We start from the raw sequence: 16,299 nt of genomic DNA on the forward strand, positions 1-16,299 counted from the left end.
TGGCACTGTGGCGAGGGGGTTTATCCCCGATCGAGCGAGCGCTCGCAATGCCTGCGAGCGCTGTCCCTTCTGGCGTAGCCGCCAGCGTCGGATTGGAGTCGCTTTGCAACTCATCGGGGATGAATCCCCTCGCCACAGGTCATCATCGTCGGGTGAGTTAAATTTGCCGGGGCAACAAACGTTCTAGCTTGGATAAAGCCTGCTTCATGGCTGACACAGGTAGGGCAATGAAGATTTCTCGACGATGGTTCATGGCGGGCCTGGCGCTGACCGGCGCTGCCGTGCCTGCGGCGTATTTTGGGCATCGTGAATGGACGAAGCCGGATCCGACGATCACCCCGGGCGAAGCGTCTTTCGACGTCGCCGACAGGGCCGGGCAGCGCTTGGCCAATGCGTTGCGCGGGGTGTGGGATATCCGTTTCGAAGGTCGTGATGCAGGCCTCGAAGGTCTGCCGCTCAAGGGCCTGCAAGTGTTTCTCGACATCGGCCAGAAGGGGCGCGGCGTGTGCGGTTTTCTCGACACGCCCGAGCGCCTGCGTTCCGGCGAAACACCGCGGTACCGAATTCTAGGTGACCTCGCGGCAGCCGATGCGGCGAAACTGAGCTGGCGCCTGATCGGCGCCGATGGCCAGATCAGCTATGAGCTGGAGATGATCCTTGATGAGGTCTGGGCCGATTTCGGCAATGCCGGCAGTGGCACGCTCAGCGGCAAGGCGTTACGCCTGGATCGGTCACTGGCTTTGCCGGCGCAGGACAACCACTTCGTCGCCGTCAAGCGGCTGTTTCCCGAAGCCCGCGAGCGCACGCCGCTCAACCCGACGTTGCTGGCGTGGCTGATCTCCCCCGAGCATCGACTGTTTCACCAGTTGTGGCATGCGACCCGGGACAAGTGGCACAAATTGCCCGAAGACAAGCGCGAGGCCTTGCGTGGCATTGGCTGGCAGCCCGGCCCGCGCGACAAGGAGCGCGATGCGCGTGGCCCACGCAAGGATCGCAATGGCTCGGGCGTGGACTTTTTCTTCATGCACCGGCACATGCTCGGGACGGCGCGCTCGATGCAGGATCTGCCGTCCTGGGCGTTTTTCCCGCTGCCGCAGCCGGAGCTGATCCGCGACCGCGTCGGCTTTGCCCGCTATTTCGACAATCACGATGGCACGGCCTTGCCGCCGACCTGGACAGCTACGGGCGATGACGAATTCAGTCAGTGGGTCAGCGACATCAAGACTGCCGAGACCTACGAAAGCAACTTCCAGGTCTGGGAGTCGCAGTACCGCGATCCGGCGTACCTGGCCCGGCTCACCCTCGGCCAGTTCGGCTCCGAAGTCGAGTTGGGCCTGCATGACTGGCTGCACATGCGCTGGGCCTCAGTGCCGCGTGATCCCTCCAGCGGTCAGCCGGTGCCGTTTGCCCGCGATCCGGCGGACTTCGCTGCCCGCTGGTACAACGCCGAAAACGACTTCCTTGGCGATCCGTTTTCTTCCCACGTCAACCCGACGTTCTGGCATTTCCATGGCTGGATCGATGATCGCATCGAGGACTGGTTCCGCGCTCACGAGCGGTTCCATCCGGGTGAAGTCACGCGGCTGCAGGTCAGTGGCGTGCCATGGTTTGCCCCGGGGCGCTGGGTAGAAGTCGATGACCCGTGGCTTGGGCCGATCACCCATGGCTGCAGCACCACGCCGGGGCTGCAGATGGGCAAGACGGTGGAGATGGATCCGGAAACCATGAAGCTGGCGCTGCGCATCACCTTTATCACCGACGAGGAAAAACTCGCCGGTCTGTTCCGTCGCGTGCCGCAGCGGCCATGGTATGCGCGCAATCTGAAAGCCAAGTCCAGTCCGGCTTAAGCACCGCGTTATCGTTCTTCGCGAGCAAGCCCGCTCCCACAGGTTTGATGTCAGACCACAATGTCTGAGCTGACCACAACCTCCTGTAGGAGCGCATTCCTTCTGAGGGAACGCGATCAAATGTGGGAGCGAGCCTGCTCGCGAAAGCGCCCGATCAGTCGACATCATCTTGCCCGAGCCGCCGCCACCGCGAGCAGGCTCACTCCTACATGAGAGCGCATTCCTTCTGAGGGAACGCGATCAAATGTGGGGGCGAGCCTGCTTGCGAAAGCGATCCGTCGGGCGCAGCCATTACAAAGTCTGCCACCCACCGCCAAGTGCCTTGTACAAGGCGATGCTGGCTTGCATCCGCGCCAGGCGCAGTTGCACGCTCTGGTCCTGCGCCGCATACAGTGTGCGCTGGGTTTCGAGGACGCTCAGCAAGTCTTCTGCACCGGCCTGGTAACGGCTTTGGGCGATGTCGAATGCGGTCTGCGCCTGATTCAGTTCTTCGCTCTGCCACTGACGCTGGCGATCCAGCCCGCGAATGCTGTTCAGGGCTTTTTCCACGTCGGCGAAACCATTGATGATCGCGCCGCGATAGGTCTCCAGCAGTTCCTCCTGACGAGCCTTGGCCTTGTCGCGTTCGGCGCTCAGGCGGCCATTGTTGAAAATCGGTGCAACCAGACCGGCCGTGAGGTTGTAGAACGGGTTGCGCAGCAGGTCATCGAACTGGTTGGCACCCGAGCCGAGCTGGGCGGTCAGGGTCAGCTTCGGCAGCATGGCGGCACGGGCGACCTTGACGTCCGCTTCGGCGGCGGCCAGTTGCGCCTCGGCGCGGGCGATGTCCGGACGGCGGCTGAGCAACTCACTGGGCACGCCGGCATCGATCGGTGGCCACTGCAGTTGCGCGAAGGAAGCCTGCGGCGACACCTGCTGCACCGGTCGGCCGAGCAGGGCGGCGAGGCCGATCAACGCGTCCTCGGCCTGTTGCTGCACCCGTGGCAATTGCCATTGCTGGGCGGCGACCAGGCTTTTCTGCTGGGCCAGTTCCAGGGCGGTGGCCGAGCCTGCCTCGAAGCGGGTCTGCACCAGTTTCAATACGCTCTGCGCGTTGGCCAGATTCAATTCGGCGATGCGCCTTTGTTCACGCAGGGACAAGGTTTGCGCATAGCTGTTGGCGACCCCGCTGAACAGCGTCAGTTCGACGGTCGCCCGATCGAATTCACTGGCTTGCAGGCTGAATTGCGCGCTGTCGCGAGCGGCGCGATTGCCGCCCCAGAAGTCGACCTCGTAAGTGGCACTGAGGTTGCTGTCGAAATAGTCCACGGCCTTGTTGCTGCTGTTGGTGTCCAGTTGGCTGTAGCCGCTGCCGCGCAGCAGTTTCTGTCGGTTGGCATTGAGGCCGGCCTTGACCTCGGGCAGCAGCGAACCACCGGCAATCACCGTTGCGGCCTGGGCCTGACGCACGCGGGCGACGGCAGCGGCGAGGTCGAAACTGCCCAGGCGTGCCTGCTCGATCAGGCGGTCGAGTTCGGGGCTGCCGAACTGTGTCCACCACTGTGGATCAATGCGTGCGACGCTGGCGGCATGGGGTGATTGCCAGGCGGCCGGCGCTTGTACGCCGCTGTCTGGACGCTGTACGGGACTGCCGCAGGCGCTGAGGAACAGGCACACGGTCAACAGGCTGAGACGCGGTTTCATAGGTCGATCATTCACTGGTAAGAGCCGTGACCGGGTCGAGCCGGGCAGCTTTGCGGGCAGGCATGAAGCCGAAGACAACACCGGTGACCAGGGCGCAGCCGAACGCGCCGAGTACCGCCATCAAGGAAAAGGCCACGGCCACTTCGCTGAGGATCAGCACGCCGCCGACGATCAGCGCCAGGGCGATCCCGGCAATGCCGCCGACCACCGAGAGCATCACCGCTTCGGTGAGAAACTGGCGCAGGATGTCGCGTTGGCGGGCGCCGGTAGCCATGCGAATGCCGATCTCGCGAGTACGCTCGCGTACGGTCATGAGCATGATGTTCATCACGCCGATGCCGCCGACCAGCAGCGAGATCGCGGCAATCGAACCGAGCATCAGCGACAGGGTGTTCTGGGTGCGCGCTTCGGCCTGGATCATCGCGGCGTTGTTGGTCAGTTCGAAATCCTTCTTGCCGTTGTGCAGGCGCAGCATCAGTTGCTCAATGGCCTGCTCGGTGTCCTTGACCTTGCGCGCGTCGGCGGCGGCGATGGCCACGTATTCCGGATTGCGTGTGCCGAACAGCCTGACGCTGGCTGCCGAATAAGGGATGGCGATGCGATTGTCGCTGTCGGAGTCGCCGGAGCTGGCGCCTTTTTCCGCCAGCACGCCGACCACCTGGAACGGCACATTCTCGATCAGGATGTATTGGCCGATCGGGTTGAGCACATCCTTGAGCAGTTTGCTCCGGACTTTGTGGCCGATCACCGCGACGGCTGCGGCATTCTGCTCGTCGGCTTCAGTGAAATAGCTGCCTTGCACCACCGGCCAGTTGAAGATCGCCGGGAAGTTTGTGTCGTTACCGCCCACGTAACTCAGGTGGTCGGCATTGCCGTATCGCACGCCGGCTTCGGCACCGTTGACCGGCATGATCCGCTGGACTTGCGGCAGGCTGGCCAGTGCATGCACATCGTCCAGCGTGATGATCCCTGGCGGTGTACGCGGATTGGGCGCCGAGCCACTCAGATAAATGATGTTCGAACCGAACGCGCCCATCTGTGCCATCACCTGGCGTTTGCTGCCTTCGCCGACCGCCAGCATGACCACCACCGACGCCACGCCGATGATGATCCCGAGCAAGGTCAGTGCGGTGCGAAAGCGGTTGATCCACATCACCCGCCATGCCGCGTGCAGGGCATCGACCAATTCACCTTTCCAGGCACCGGTGGCTTCCGCGCCCACGGCCAGACGCTTGCGCAGATCGACCGCTTGCAGGGCGCCGGGGTTGGCGCTGGTCTGCGCTTCGGGATTGTCCCGGGCGCTATCGCTGATGATCAGGCCGTCGCGAATTTCGATGATGCGCTTGGCCCGGGCCGCGACTTCGCGGTCGTGGGTGATGAGGATCACCACGTGGCCCTGGCTCGCCAGTTCGTCGAGCAGCGCCATCACCTCTTTGCCGCTGTGGCTGTCGAGGGCGCCGGTGGGTTCGTCGGCGAGAATAATGTGGCCGCCGTTCATCAGCGCCCGGGCAATCGACACCCGTTGCTGCTGACCGCCGGACAACTGATGCGGGCGGTTGCCGGTGCGCGAGGCCAGGCCGAGACGGTCGAGCAGGGCGGCAGCGCGGGCGTGACGTTCGGCGGCGGGAGTGCCGGCATAGATAGCCGGCATCTCGACGTTTTCCTGGGCCGAGCCGGACGGAATCAGGTGATAACCCTGAAACACAAAACCGAAGGCTTCGCGGCGTAGCCAGGCCAGCTCGTCGCTGTCGAGGCCGGCGACGTTTTCCCCGGCAAAACGGTACTCGCCGGACGTTGGGCGGTCGAGGCAGCCGAGGATGTTCATCAGGGTCGATTTACCGGAGCCGGAAGCGCCGACAATCGCCACGAACTCACCGGCGTGGATCGACAGGTCGATACCGCGCAGCACGTGAACCTCGGGGGCGTCGCCGCCACCGTAGGATTTGCGGATGTCCTGCAGGTCGATCAGAGGCGTTTGCATTCAGCCCCCGTTGCCGTCGGCCGGGCCAATCAACAGATGATCGCCTTCGTTGAGGCCGTCGACAATCTGCACCTTGAGCCGGTCGCTAATCCCGGTGCGCACCTCGCGCTGCTGGATGTCGCCATTGGCAGCGATTACCTGCGCGGTCTGCAGGTTGGCGGTGGTGCTGCCCTGCAAGGCGACGACCGGCGCGGTGAGCACACCTTTGGCCTGGTCGGCGACGAAAAACACCTGGGTGGTCATCTCCGCCATCAAGGCGTTGTCGGCGTTATCGACGTCGAGCAGCACGGTGTACAACACCACGCGCGCGCTGCCGCTTTTGCTGGTGCTGGCCGGGCTGCCGCCGCCCTGGCTGGTCTGGTCCAGCGGCTTGGGCGGCACCGGCAGAATCTGCCGCACGGTGCTGCTCCAGCGTCGCTGGCCGCCGCTGAGGGTGGTGAAGTAGGCGGTCATGCCCGGTTTGACGTGGCCGATGTCGGCCTCGGACACCTCGGCCCACACCGTCATCGGCGACAGTTTGGCGATGCGCAGGATCAGCGGTGTCTGTTGTTGCGCGTTGAGGGTCTGGCCTTCGCGGGCGTCGAGGGCGACCACGGTGCCGGCCATCGGCGCGTAGATCCGGGTGTAGCCGAGTTCGGCCTGATCGCTGCGCAGGCTGGCTTCAGCCTGGCGGATCTGCGCCTGGAACATGTCGATGCGCGCCTGCGTGGCTTTCAGTTCGGCGCGTGCGGTCTGCACGTCTTCGTCACGGGTAGCGCCGCCGGCGGCCAGATGCTGCTGACGCTGGTACTTCTGTTGCGCCAGCTCATGCTGGGCGCGTTGTTCCTGCAATTGCGCCTTGAGGTTTTCGATGGAGAAGCGCCCGGCATCGAGTTTGGCTTTCTGCGTGGACGGATCGATTTCCACCAGCAACTGGCCTTCCTTGACCACATCACCGACTTCCACGTGGATTTTCTGGATCTGCCCGGAGGCCTGCGCACCGACATCCACATAACGTCGCGGTTGCAGGGTGCCCAGCGCGGTGACGCTGCTTTCGATGTCGCCACGGGTGACTTGCACGGTGGCGAAGCGGTCCCGGCCCGGCGGCATGATTTGCCACGCGGCGTAGGCAACAACGGGGATCAGACAAAGGACTACGAGCAGGGCGCGTCGGGCGGGGCGGGGACGTTTCATGCAGGGTTCCGGCCAGTGGAATTCGGCCCGTCGTTCGGCTGCACGCAGAAGGCGGGCAGCCGCTGAACGCTGTCGCAGGGCGCGACAGACACGGGGAGCTGTCCTGTAAACGATGAAAGCAGAAGGGAATTTAAGCGAAGACACAGGATGTTACAGGTATAGAACGGCACTATTTAGCGGGCAACGACAAACGCCACTTTAAATCTATATGAGAATTACTATAAATTACGTGCCTCAAGTTGCCACTATCTTGCTACCCGTGTTTGCGGGGCCGTCGATCAGTGTGCTCAAGGATCGAATCCGCATCGAAGCGGCCGGGAGTCATGTTGGAAAACTACTATCGCGAGCTGGTGTGTTTCCTGAACGCCAAGCTCGGCAACCGTCAGGTCGCCGAAGATGTGGTGCATGACGCTTATGTGCGGGTTCTGGAGCGTTCCAGCGACACGCCGATCGAGCAGCCCCGGGCCTTTCTTTATCGCACGGCGTTGAATCTGGTCATCGACGATCATCGGCGTAACGCCTTGCGCCAGGTCGAACCGCTGGAAGTGCTCGACAGCGAAGAGCGCTATTTCACCCCGTCGCCCCACGGCACCCTCGATCACGGCCAGCGTCTGGAGATGCTGCAGCGCGCACTGGCAGAGCTGTCGCCGCTGTGCCGCGACAGTTTTCTGCTGCGCAAGATCGAAGGCCTGTCGCACCCACAGATCGCCGAACACCTGGGCATTTCCAAGGCGCTGGTGGAAAAGCACATCGTCAATGCGATGAAGCATTGCCGCCTGCGCATCAAGCAATGGGATGCCCATTGAGCCGACATCGTTAAATTTTATTTCACTGTCCTCGTTCCTACTCAACAGACGACCTGCTGTCCTGCTCAAGGCCGGTCAGGTCACTTAGGCTCTCCTTTCCCCTTGTTGAGGGGTTCATCCAGAGGACACTGGAAATGACTCAGGCAATTGCATCGCCCATCGTTCACGACCTGATCGGCGTCGGTTTCGGCCCTTCGAACCTGGCGCTGGCCATCGCTCTGCAAGAGCGCGGCCCGACCCACGGCGAGCTGGATGTGCTGTTCCTCGACAAGCAGGCCGACTACAGCTGGCACGGCAATACCCTGTCGACCCAAAGCGAGTTGCAGATTTCCTTTCTCAAGGATCTGGTGACCCTGCGCAACCCGACCAGCCCGTACTCGTTCGTCAACTACCTGAAGGCCCACGGCCGCCTGGTCGACTTCATCAACCTCGGCACCTTCTACCCGTGCCGCATGGAGTACAACGACTACCTGCGCTGGGTCGCCGGGCAGTTCACCGAGCAGAGCTGTTATGGTGAAGAAGTGCTGGCCATCGAGCCGGTGCTGCACAACCATCAGGTTGAAGCGCTGCGCGTGATCTCCCGCGATACCGCCGGCCAGCAGTTCGTGCGCACCGCACGTTCGGTGGTGGTCAGCGCCGGCGGCACGCCGCGTATTCCCGAGGCGTTCAAGGCGCTCAAGGGCGACAGCCGTGTGTTCCATCACTCGCAATACCTGTCGCAGATGGCCAAACAGCCGTGCGTGAACAATCAACCGATGAGCATCGCGATCATCGGCGGTGGACAGAGCGCGGCGGAAGCGTTCATCGACCTCAATGATTCGTTCCCCTCGGTGCAGGTCGACATGATCCTGCGCGGCTCGGCCCTCAAGCCTGCGGACGACAGCCCGTTCGTCAACGAAGTGTTTTCGCCGGAGTTCACCGACCTGGTGTTCCAGCAGAACAGCGCCGAGCGTGAACGCCTGGTCAACGAGTACCACAACACCAACTACTCGGTGGTGGACATCGATCTGATCGAGCGCATCTACGGCATCTTCTATCGCCAGAAAGTCTCGGGCATCGCCCGTCATGCGTTCCGCACCCTGACCACCGTCGAGAGCGCCACCGCCACCGAGCGCGGTATCGAACTGGCGGTGCGCAACAACGCCACCGGCGAAGTCACCGTGCGCATCTACGACGCGGTGGTGCTGGCCACCGGTTACGAGCGTCAGATGCACCGCAAACTGCTGGCGCCGCTGCAGGAATACCTGGGCGACTTCGAGGTCGATCGCAACTACAAACTGATCACCGACGAACGCTGCAAGGCCGGCCTGTACATGCAGGGCTTCTGCCAGGCCAGCCATGGTCTGAGCGACACACTGCTGTCGGTGTTGCCGGTGCGGGCCGACGAGATCGCCGGTTCGCTGTATGAGCACGGCAAGAACCGTGGGCACAGCCGTTCGATGGCGGATCTGTTGTTGGCGACTGCCAGCTAACGCCGATTTCCAGGCCAGATCGTTCCCACGCTCTGCGTGGGAACGCCTCAACGTACGCTCCGCGTTCGGCCTTCGATAGGGACGCGGAGCGTCCCGGGCTGCATTCCCACGCAGAGCATGGGAACGATCATCCTGAACCCTTCCTGAACATTCCTGACATTCCCCGACACACTTCCTTTCGCGGGTTTACTCTCCAATCATCGAGGCGTAAGCTTCGCGCGTTTTCATCAATAGCGGAGACCCACAGTGGGTACTTGTTCGAGTGACAGTTGTCGGCCGGTCTCGGTAACCGGCAGATTCTCGGCAAGATAACGCGCAGCCTTTCTCTGCCGTTGTCTCGCCGTAAAGCGAGCAGCGGCATCCTGAGCATGACCAGTAAGGTCATGTCCCGACGTCCTTCTCATCGACACTGAAAAAGTGTGGTTTCGACCTTTAGGGTCGTCATCGCAACTCTATCGACACGCCAGTCTTTTCTGCCTGGCGCGCCAAGCCTTGCCGTACCGGTTTTTCCGGTGGACGAGGCGCGGCTGTACCTGCTTGACGGTTTCCCGGCTGACCATAGGGGCAACAGCCATGAAACTTACGCTCAAGGAATTTTTCGCAGGCTTCCTGCGCACACGCCACATCGCCCGGCACTTCCGTCGTCTGGCGTTGCTGGAATCGATCAACGACACCACGGTCAGCCGTGAAGTACCGCCCACCCTGGCCAACACCCTGGTCGATGCGGCTCATCGCGACAGCGGCGAACTGCTGTCGTCGCTGGGCACCCACACCGACGGTCTGACCGACTTTGAAGTCGACGCACTGCGCGCGCAGTACGGCCTCAACGAAGTCGAACACGAGCAGCCGCTGCCGTGGTGGACCCACCTGTGGCACTGCTACAAAAACCCGTTCAACCTGCTGCTGACCCTGTTGGCGGTCATCTCCTGGCTGACCGAAGACCTGAAAGCCGCCACCGTGATCTTCTCGATGGTGGTGCTGTCGACGCTGTTGCGCTTCTGGCAGGAAAGCAAATCCAACCAGGCCGCCGACGCGCTCAAGGCGATGGTCAGCAACACCGCCACGGTGATGCGTCGCGATGAGCCGCGCATTGAGCTGCCGATCAAGCAATTGGTGCCGGGTGACCTGATCGTACTGTCGGCCGGCGACATGATTCCGGCCGACTGCCGGGTGCTCAGCGCCAAGGATCTGTTCGTCAGCCAGGCAGCGATGACCGGTGAATCGATGCCGGTGGAGAAATTCCCGCGTCAGGCCGATCGCGACACGCGCAATCCGCTGGAACTGGAAAACATTTTGTTCATGGGCACCAACGTGGTGTCCGGCACGGCCGTGGCGGTGATTCTCACCACCGGCAACAGCACCTATTTCGGCGCGCTGGCACAACGGGTCGGTGCGACTGACCGGGCCGTGACCTCGTTCCAGATGGGCGTGAACAAAGTCAGCTGGCTGCTGATCCGCTTCATGTTCGTCATGGCGCCGCTGGTGCTGTTCATCAACGGTTTCACCAAGGGCGACTGGACTGAAGCACTGCTGTTCGCACTGTCGATCGCCGTCGGTCTGACCCCGGAAATGCTGCCGATGATCGTCACCTCGACGCTGGCCAAGGGCGCGGTGTTCCTGTCGCGCAAGAAAGTCATCGTCAAGCGCCTGGACGCGATTCAGAACTTCGGCGCGATGGACGTGCTGTGCACCGACAAGACCGGCACCCTGACTCAGGACAAGATCTTCCTCGCGCGCAACGTCGACGTCTGGGGGAACGACTCCGATGACGTGCTGGAAATGGCTTATCTCAACAGCTACTACCAGACAGGGCTGAAAAACCTGCTCGACGTGGCGGTGCTGGAACACGTGGAAATCCACCGTGAACTTAAAGTCGGCACGGCGTTTCGCAAGGTCGACGAGATCCCGTTCGACTTCAATCGTCGGCGCATGTCGGTGGTGGTCGAAGGGCGTGGCGAGCCACATCTGCTGATCTGCAAAGGCGCGGTGGAAGAAGTGCTGGCGGTGTGCAGCCGTGTGCAGCACGGTGATGTCGAGGAAGCCTTGAGCGATGAATTGCTGACCCGGATACGTCAGGTCACCGCAGCATTCAACGCTGAAGGCTTGCGCGTGGTGGCGGTGGCTGCCCGCTCGATGCCCGAAGGTCGCGACACCTACAGTCTGGCGGACGAGCAGGAACTGACGCTGATCGGTTACGTGGCGTTCCTCGATCCACCGAAGGAAAGCACCGCACCGGCGCTCAAGGCCCTGGCCGAGCATGGCGTGGCGGTCAAAGTACTGACCGGCGACAACGAGCTGGTGACTGCGAAGATCTGCCGCGAAGTCGGCCTCGCGCAACAGGGCTTGCTGCTGGGTAACGATGTCGAGCGCATGAGCGATGCCGAACTGGCCGTGGCGGTTGAGAAAACCAACGTGTTCGCCAAGCTTACGCCATCGCACAAGGAGCGCATCGTGCGCATCCTCAAGGGCAATGGGCACGTGGTCGGTTTCATGGGCGACGGGATCAACGACGCCCCGGCGCTGCGCACTGCCGACATCGGTATCTCGGTAGACAGCGCGGTGGACATTGCCAAGGAAGCCGCCGACATCATCCTTCTGGAAAAGAGCCTGATGGTGCTGGAGGAGGGCGTGCTCGAAGGGCGCCGCACCTTCGCCAACATGCTCAAGTACATCAAGATGACCGCCAGTTCCAACTTCGGCAACGTGTTCTCGGTGCTGGTGGCCAGTGCGTTCATCCCGTTCCTGCCGATGCTGCCGATGCACCTGCTGGTACAGAACCTGCTCTACGACATTTCGCAGATTGCGATTCCGTTCGACAACGTCGACGAGGAAATGCTGAAAAAGCCACAGCGCTGGCAGCCGGGTGATGTCGGTCGCTTCATGCTGTTCTTCGGCCCGATCAGTTCGATCTTTGACATCCTGACGTTCGCCTTGATGTGGTATGTGTTCGATGCCAACACCCCGGATCACCAGACCCTGTTCCAGTCCGGCTGGTTCGTGGTGGGGCTGCTGACCCAGACGCTGATCGTGCACATGATCCGCACGCCGAAGATTCCGTTCCTGCAAAGCCGTGCAGCCATGCCGCTGCTGGTGATGACCGGAATCATCATGGCCGTCGGGATCTTCCTGCCGATGGGGCCGCTGGCGAACTACTTCAAACTGCAGGCGCTGCCGTCGATGTATTTCGTGTTCTTGCCGGTGATCCTGCTGGCGTACATGGCGCTGACCCAGGCGGTGAAAGGCTTCTATATCCGCCGATTCGGCTGGCAATAAAGGTTCGGACAACACTGTTCCCCTGTGGGAGCGGGCTTGCTCGCGAAGGCGGTTGTTCAGTCACAGTTGTAGTGGCTGACACACCGCCTTCGCGAGCAAGCCCGCTCCCACAGGGGACCGTGGTTTATTCAAGGAGCTTCATCATGCAAGCCATCAACAACCTCAACCTCACCTCGCTGCTCGACACCCTCGTCAGCCTCAGCGCGGCGTTCATCCTCGGTGGCCTGATCGGTTTCGAGCGCCAGTACCGGCAACGCACCGCCGGCCTGCGCACCAATGTGCTGGTGGCCGTCGGCGCGGCAATTTTTGTCGACATGGCCAACCGCCTCGGCGGCGCTGAAGGCGCGGTGCGGGTGGTCGCCTACGTGGTCTCCGGCATCGGTTTTCTCGGTGCCGGGGTGATCATGCGCGAAGAGGGCAACGTGCGCGGTCTCAACACCGCCGCCACCCTGTGGACCTCAGCCGCCGTCGGCGCCTGCGCCGGTGCCGACCTGTTGGCCGAAGCGGTGCTCGGCACGCTATTCATCCTCGCCGCCAACACCTTGCTGCGGCCGATCGTCAACAACATCAACCGCCAGCCACTGGACGTGGTCTCGGCGGAAGTCACCAACATCGTTTATGTCATTGCCCGGCGTTCGCAGCAGAAAGCCGTGTTCGCCCTGCTCGAAGCCGAGCTGGAGCGCAGCAACTACCCGGCCAGTGACGTCGACGTGCATGCCTTTGGCGCCGACGAAATCGAGATCGAAGCCACGCTGGCGACCACCTCGGTAGACGGCGACGAACTGGACGCGCTGGTGGCGCGGATTTCCACGTCGGCGCTGGTGGTGCAGGCGTTCTGGAGTCCGAGTACCACGGAGTAAGGCAATCGTATCGAGCCGCCAATTGAACAGCCCTTCAGCGTAACCCCGGGTTATCGCTACCTCCGGCAAGAAAATCGCCGCGTCGGATCGGACCTGTGCGGCGATTTTTTCGGTTTTCCAGAGAATTCTGCCTGTTTTTAGGACTTTTCCTACATAGATTTTGAAGCGTTCTGGTTAGCGTGTTCAGCACATTTCCTACGCCGTTGAATTCTATGTCCTACAAGTGCAGGCGAATCGTGATCGTCGAAGAACAGCCCGCCCTGCAGTCCAGAATCGCCCGAGTCTGCAACGAACTGGGCTATCGCGATCTCACGCCGATACGTTCGTTTCGTGAACTGCTGGCTTTGACGCATTACGCCCATGACCCGTTCGAGCAATACGATCTGATGATCATCAATGGCGAGTTGATTGCCATGACGGGGGTTGATCCGGTGCGGTTCTTTCAGAGCAATCCACAGATTCGGCATGGCGTGATCCACGATGCCCGGCGGGGTCTGCCGCAGGCTGAGGCGATATTTGCGACCGGTCGACGGCAGCTGTTCATGCTGCGTACGCTGGACCGACAGAGCCTTGGCACGGTGCTGGCGTACCTCGATGTTTAGGCAATTTCCCACGCCGTTTCCGACCTTTCCCCGTGAGTTCAACGCTCAGGTAGCGGACGCTCATAGGTCTTTCACTCACCACGAGCCCAAAACCATGTCCAATCCGCCGCTTCGTATCCTGGTGCTTGAAGACCACCCGTTCCAGCGTTCGGTGGCGGTCAGCATGCTGCAGAGCCTGGGTTGCCACCAGGTGTTCGAAGCCAGTGACGGGGCGCAGGCGCTGGCGCTGCTCGATGAGGTCGGCAGGGTCGATATTGCCCTGTGCGACTTGCAGATGGAGGGCATGGACGGTCTTCAATTCCTGCAGCGGGTGGGGGCCTCCGGGCAAGTGAAGGCGGTCATCATCTGCAGTTCGTTGTCGGCGGATCTGCGTCGGGCGGTGCATCAGATGGTGACATTGCTCGGTCTGGAACTGTTGGGCGATGTCGGCAAACCGATGCATGCGCAGGTGCTGGCAGGGCTGTTGGACTCGTTCGTCGACAGACCGGTCATCGCTGATAGCACGGCCGGGGCAGTGGAGCTGGCCAGTGAAGCGTCAGTGCGTCAGGCGTTGGCCGATCAGCAACTGCATGCCTGGTATCAACCCAAATTCAACCTGCACACCGGAGAAGTCTGCGGTGTCGAGGTGCTCTGCCGCTGGCTGCATCCGACCCGGGGGATTATCGCCCCGGCGCAGTTCATGTCGGTGCTGGAGCGCTGTGGCTTGCTCGACGACCTGCTGTTTTCCCAGCTGGAACAGGCGCTGGGCCTGCACCAGAGCGCTCGGGCCCAGGGCTTCGCGCTGAATATGGCGTTCAATCTGCAAACCGTGCAATTGGCCAATCCGGAGTTGGCCAATACCCTTAAAGCCACCCTGGCGCGGCATGCCGTGGCGGGATCGAGCCTGACTTTCGAACTGACTGAAAGCGGCCTGCTGGAAGCGCCCGCCACCAGCCTGGAGAGTCTGGTGCGGTTGCGGATGATGGGCTGTCGTCTGTCCATCGATGACTTCGGTGCGGGGTTTTCTTCGTTGCAGCGTCTGTGCCAGTTGCCGTTCAACGAAATCAAGCTCGACGCCGAGTTCATCCGCAGCCTCGAGTATGAGCCACGTTGCCGTGCGGCGATCAGCAGCACCCTGGCGTTGGGTGAAACGCTGGGCATGGCGGTGGTGATCGAAGGCATCGAGACCGATGCGCAACGTCGCGAACTGCTGGCGCTGGGCTGCACGCAGGGGCAGGGCTACTGGTACGCGAGGCCGATGGCCGGGGCCGATTTGTTGAATTGGTTGCAACGGCGCAGCCACGCGAAGGGCTCGGACGAGTGACCGGTTTTTTAGGAAAGGTCCTACAGAGCTGTTCCAGTGCCGTGCGTAGTCTTGGTACATCCCCCCTCGACCTCCAGGAGAACGAGCATGATCAATAAAACCCTGCGTATCCTGATTGCCGACGCGCAGCATTTTCACCGGATGAAGATCGAGCGCCTGTTCAATGGCCTCGAATACTTCCGTGTTGCCCCGGTACAGAGCCTGCTGGAACTGCTGACGCTGGTGGAGTACGGCACTGAACCGTTCGACGCTGTGGTCATCAACGCCGAGCTGGCAGGCGGGTCTCTGGATCTGCTCGGCTTTTTCCTGAACAACCCGCATGTGCGTCACGCCCTGATCTACAACGAGCCATCGGCCCCGGAGCAGACAGCGGCAGGCTTCGCTCAGGAGAACGTGCTGATCAGCCATGCCGCACTGCCCAATGCCGCCGCGATCAAGCACCTGATGGCGCACGTCGATGTTCTCCCGGTGTGCGCATCGAACGTCTGGAACCCGGTCGCGGCCCTGCAGCGTCGGGCTTGAGCACGGATAACCGCTGATCGCAACTGTCAGATCTGACAGGTAGATCCCGCCGGATTCCCGTGTAACAGTCTTTGCGCAGCCATCGTGTCAGGCGCAGCCGACGCCGGTGGCGTCATCGTCTTGTTTTCGCACTGGGAGCGGTCATGAAGTCAGCGCTGATCGTCGACGATCATCCGGTGGTGCGGGCGGCCGTGAGGCTCGTACTCGAAACCGAGCGGTTCAAGGAGATTCACGAAGCAGCGAGCGCCAGCGAAGCCATGGAGCTGAACCGCAAGTACAAACCCCAACTGGTGGTGCTCGATCTCAAACTGCCGGGAATCGGTGGCCTGGAGGTACTGGAACGGCTCAAGGCCATCGACCCCAAGTGCAAGGTGCTGATCTTCAGCTCCCAGGACCCGCGGTATTATCAGGGCCGCTGTCTGCGTGCCGGAGCCTTGGGCTTCGTAGCCAAAACCAACCAGCTGGTGCAATTGCACAAGGCAATCCAGGCGCTGATGTCGGGCTATTCCTATTTCGCGGCGCCGTCTGACAAGGACTATTCGTCGAGCCCGTTGCACCGCAGCGAAAAACAGCTGATCGACGATCTGTCCAACCGTGAGCTGAACATCCTTGAGCAACTGGCGCAGGGCAAGGCCAACAAGGCAATTGCTGAAGACATGCACCTGAGCCATAAAACCGTCAGCACCTATAAAACCCGCTTGATGAAAAAGCTCGGTACGAACTCAGCGGTGCACTTGCGCGATTTCGCCAAGCGCAATCATCTGATTTGAATGTCCC

At 61.8% G+C, this 16,299-nt stretch carries 12 protein-coding genes; 9 read left to right on the forward strand and 3 right to left on the reverse strand.

Features of this window, described 5'->3' with window-relative positions; translation table 11 throughout:
• Positions 1-227 precede the first annotated feature (227 nt).
• Entirely contained in the window at positions 228-1,847 is a 1,620-nt protein-coding gene (locus tag QMK55_RS23060; protein ID WP_102355747.1) for a PvdJ/PvdD/PvdP-like protein, read from the forward strand.
• A gap of 291 nt (positions 1,848-2,138) precedes the next feature.
• Here the strand turns inward: QMK55_RS23060 and QMK55_RS23065 are convergent, their stop codons facing one another.
• Genes QMK55_RS23065 through QMK55_RS23075 form a run of 3 tightly spaced genes read right to left on the reverse strand, consistent with a single transcriptional unit; the run spans position 2,139 to position 6,684 of the window.
• Complete coding sequence (locus tag QMK55_RS23065; protein ID WP_320330023.1) at positions 2,139-3,530, reverse strand: efflux transporter outer membrane subunit; 1,392 nt, start codon at positions 3,528-3,530, stop codon at positions 2,139-2,141.
• A gap of 7 nt (positions 3,531-3,537) precedes the next feature.
• Complete coding sequence (locus QMK55_RS23070) at positions 3,538-5,511, reverse strand: MacB family efflux pump subunit (RefSeq protein ID WP_102355749.1); 1,974 nt, start codon at positions 5,509-5,511, stop codon at positions 3,538-3,540.
• The gene (locus tag QMK55_RS23075; protein WP_102355750.1) at positions 5,512-6,684 is read right to left on the reverse strand and encodes an efflux RND transporter periplasmic adaptor subunit; all 1,173 of its coding nucleotides are present in this window, start codon (positions 6,682-6,684) and stop codon (positions 5,512-5,514) included. It lies immediately after the preceding gene.
• 323 nt (positions 6,685-7,007) lie between these two features.
• Here QMK55_RS23075 and QMK55_RS23080 point away from each other — a divergent pair, with 323 nt between their 5' ends.
• The 8 genes from QMK55_RS23080 to QMK55_RS23115 all read left to right on the forward strand — a co-directional run bounded on the left by QMK55_RS23080 (position 7,008) and on the right by QMK55_RS23115 (position 16,292).
• Positions 7,008-7,490 carry a sigma-70 family RNA polymerase sigma factor gene (locus QMK55_RS23080; RefSeq protein ID WP_045122005.1) on the forward strand — a complete coding sequence of 161 codons (483 nt, stop codon included), beginning with the start codon at positions 7,008-7,010 and terminating at the stop codon, positions 7,488-7,490.
• A gap of 134 nt (positions 7,491-7,624) precedes the next feature.
• Positions 7,625-8,962, forward strand: a complete 1,338-nt coding sequence (locus QMK55_RS23085; RefSeq protein WP_320330024.1) for a lysine N(6)-hydroxylase/L-ornithine N(5)-oxygenase family protein — start codon at positions 7,625-7,627, stop codon at positions 8,960-8,962.
• A gap of 573 nt (positions 8,963-9,535) precedes the next feature.
• Positions 9,536-12,235: a magnesium-translocating P-type ATPase gene (gene mgtA, locus QMK55_RS23090; protein WP_102355752.1), complete on the forward strand. Its 2,700-nt coding sequence runs from the start codon at positions 9,536-9,538 to the stop codon at positions 12,233-12,235.
• 143 nt (positions 12,236-12,378) lie between these two features.
• Entirely contained in the window at positions 12,379-13,095 is a 717-nt protein-coding gene (locus tag QMK55_RS23095; protein ID WP_007968289.1) for an MgtC/SapB family protein, read from the forward strand.
• A 236-nt stretch (positions 13,096-13,331) separates the two neighbouring features.
• Positions 13,332-13,697, forward strand: coding sequence for a hypothetical protein (locus QMK55_RS23100; RefSeq protein ID WP_320330025.1), 366 nt, complete (start codon positions 13,332-13,334; stop codon positions 13,695-13,697).
• A 94-nt stretch (positions 13,698-13,791) separates the two neighbouring features.
• Positions 13,792-15,000: an EAL domain-containing protein gene (locus tag QMK55_RS23105; protein ID WP_102355754.1), complete on the forward strand. Its 1,209-nt coding sequence runs from the start codon at positions 13,792-13,794 to the stop codon at positions 14,998-15,000.
• 87 nt (positions 15,001-15,087) lie between these two features.
• The gene (locus tag QMK55_RS23110) at positions 15,088-15,522 is read left to right on the forward strand and encodes a chemotaxis protein CheY (protein WP_102355755.1); all 435 of its coding nucleotides are present in this window, start codon (positions 15,088-15,090) and stop codon (positions 15,520-15,522) included.
• A gap of 143 nt (positions 15,523-15,665) precedes the next feature.
• The gene (locus QMK55_RS23115) at positions 15,666-16,292 is read left to right on the forward strand and encodes a response regulator transcription factor (protein ID WP_320330026.1); all 627 of its coding nucleotides are present in this window, start codon (positions 15,666-15,668) and stop codon (positions 16,290-16,292) included.
• Positions 16,293-16,299 lie beyond the last annotated feature (7 nt).

Source organism: Pseudomonas sp. P8_229 (assembly GCF_034008635.1).
Taxonomy (GTDB): domain Bacteria; phylum Pseudomonadota; class Gammaproteobacteria; order Pseudomonadales; family Pseudomonadaceae; genus Aquipseudomonas.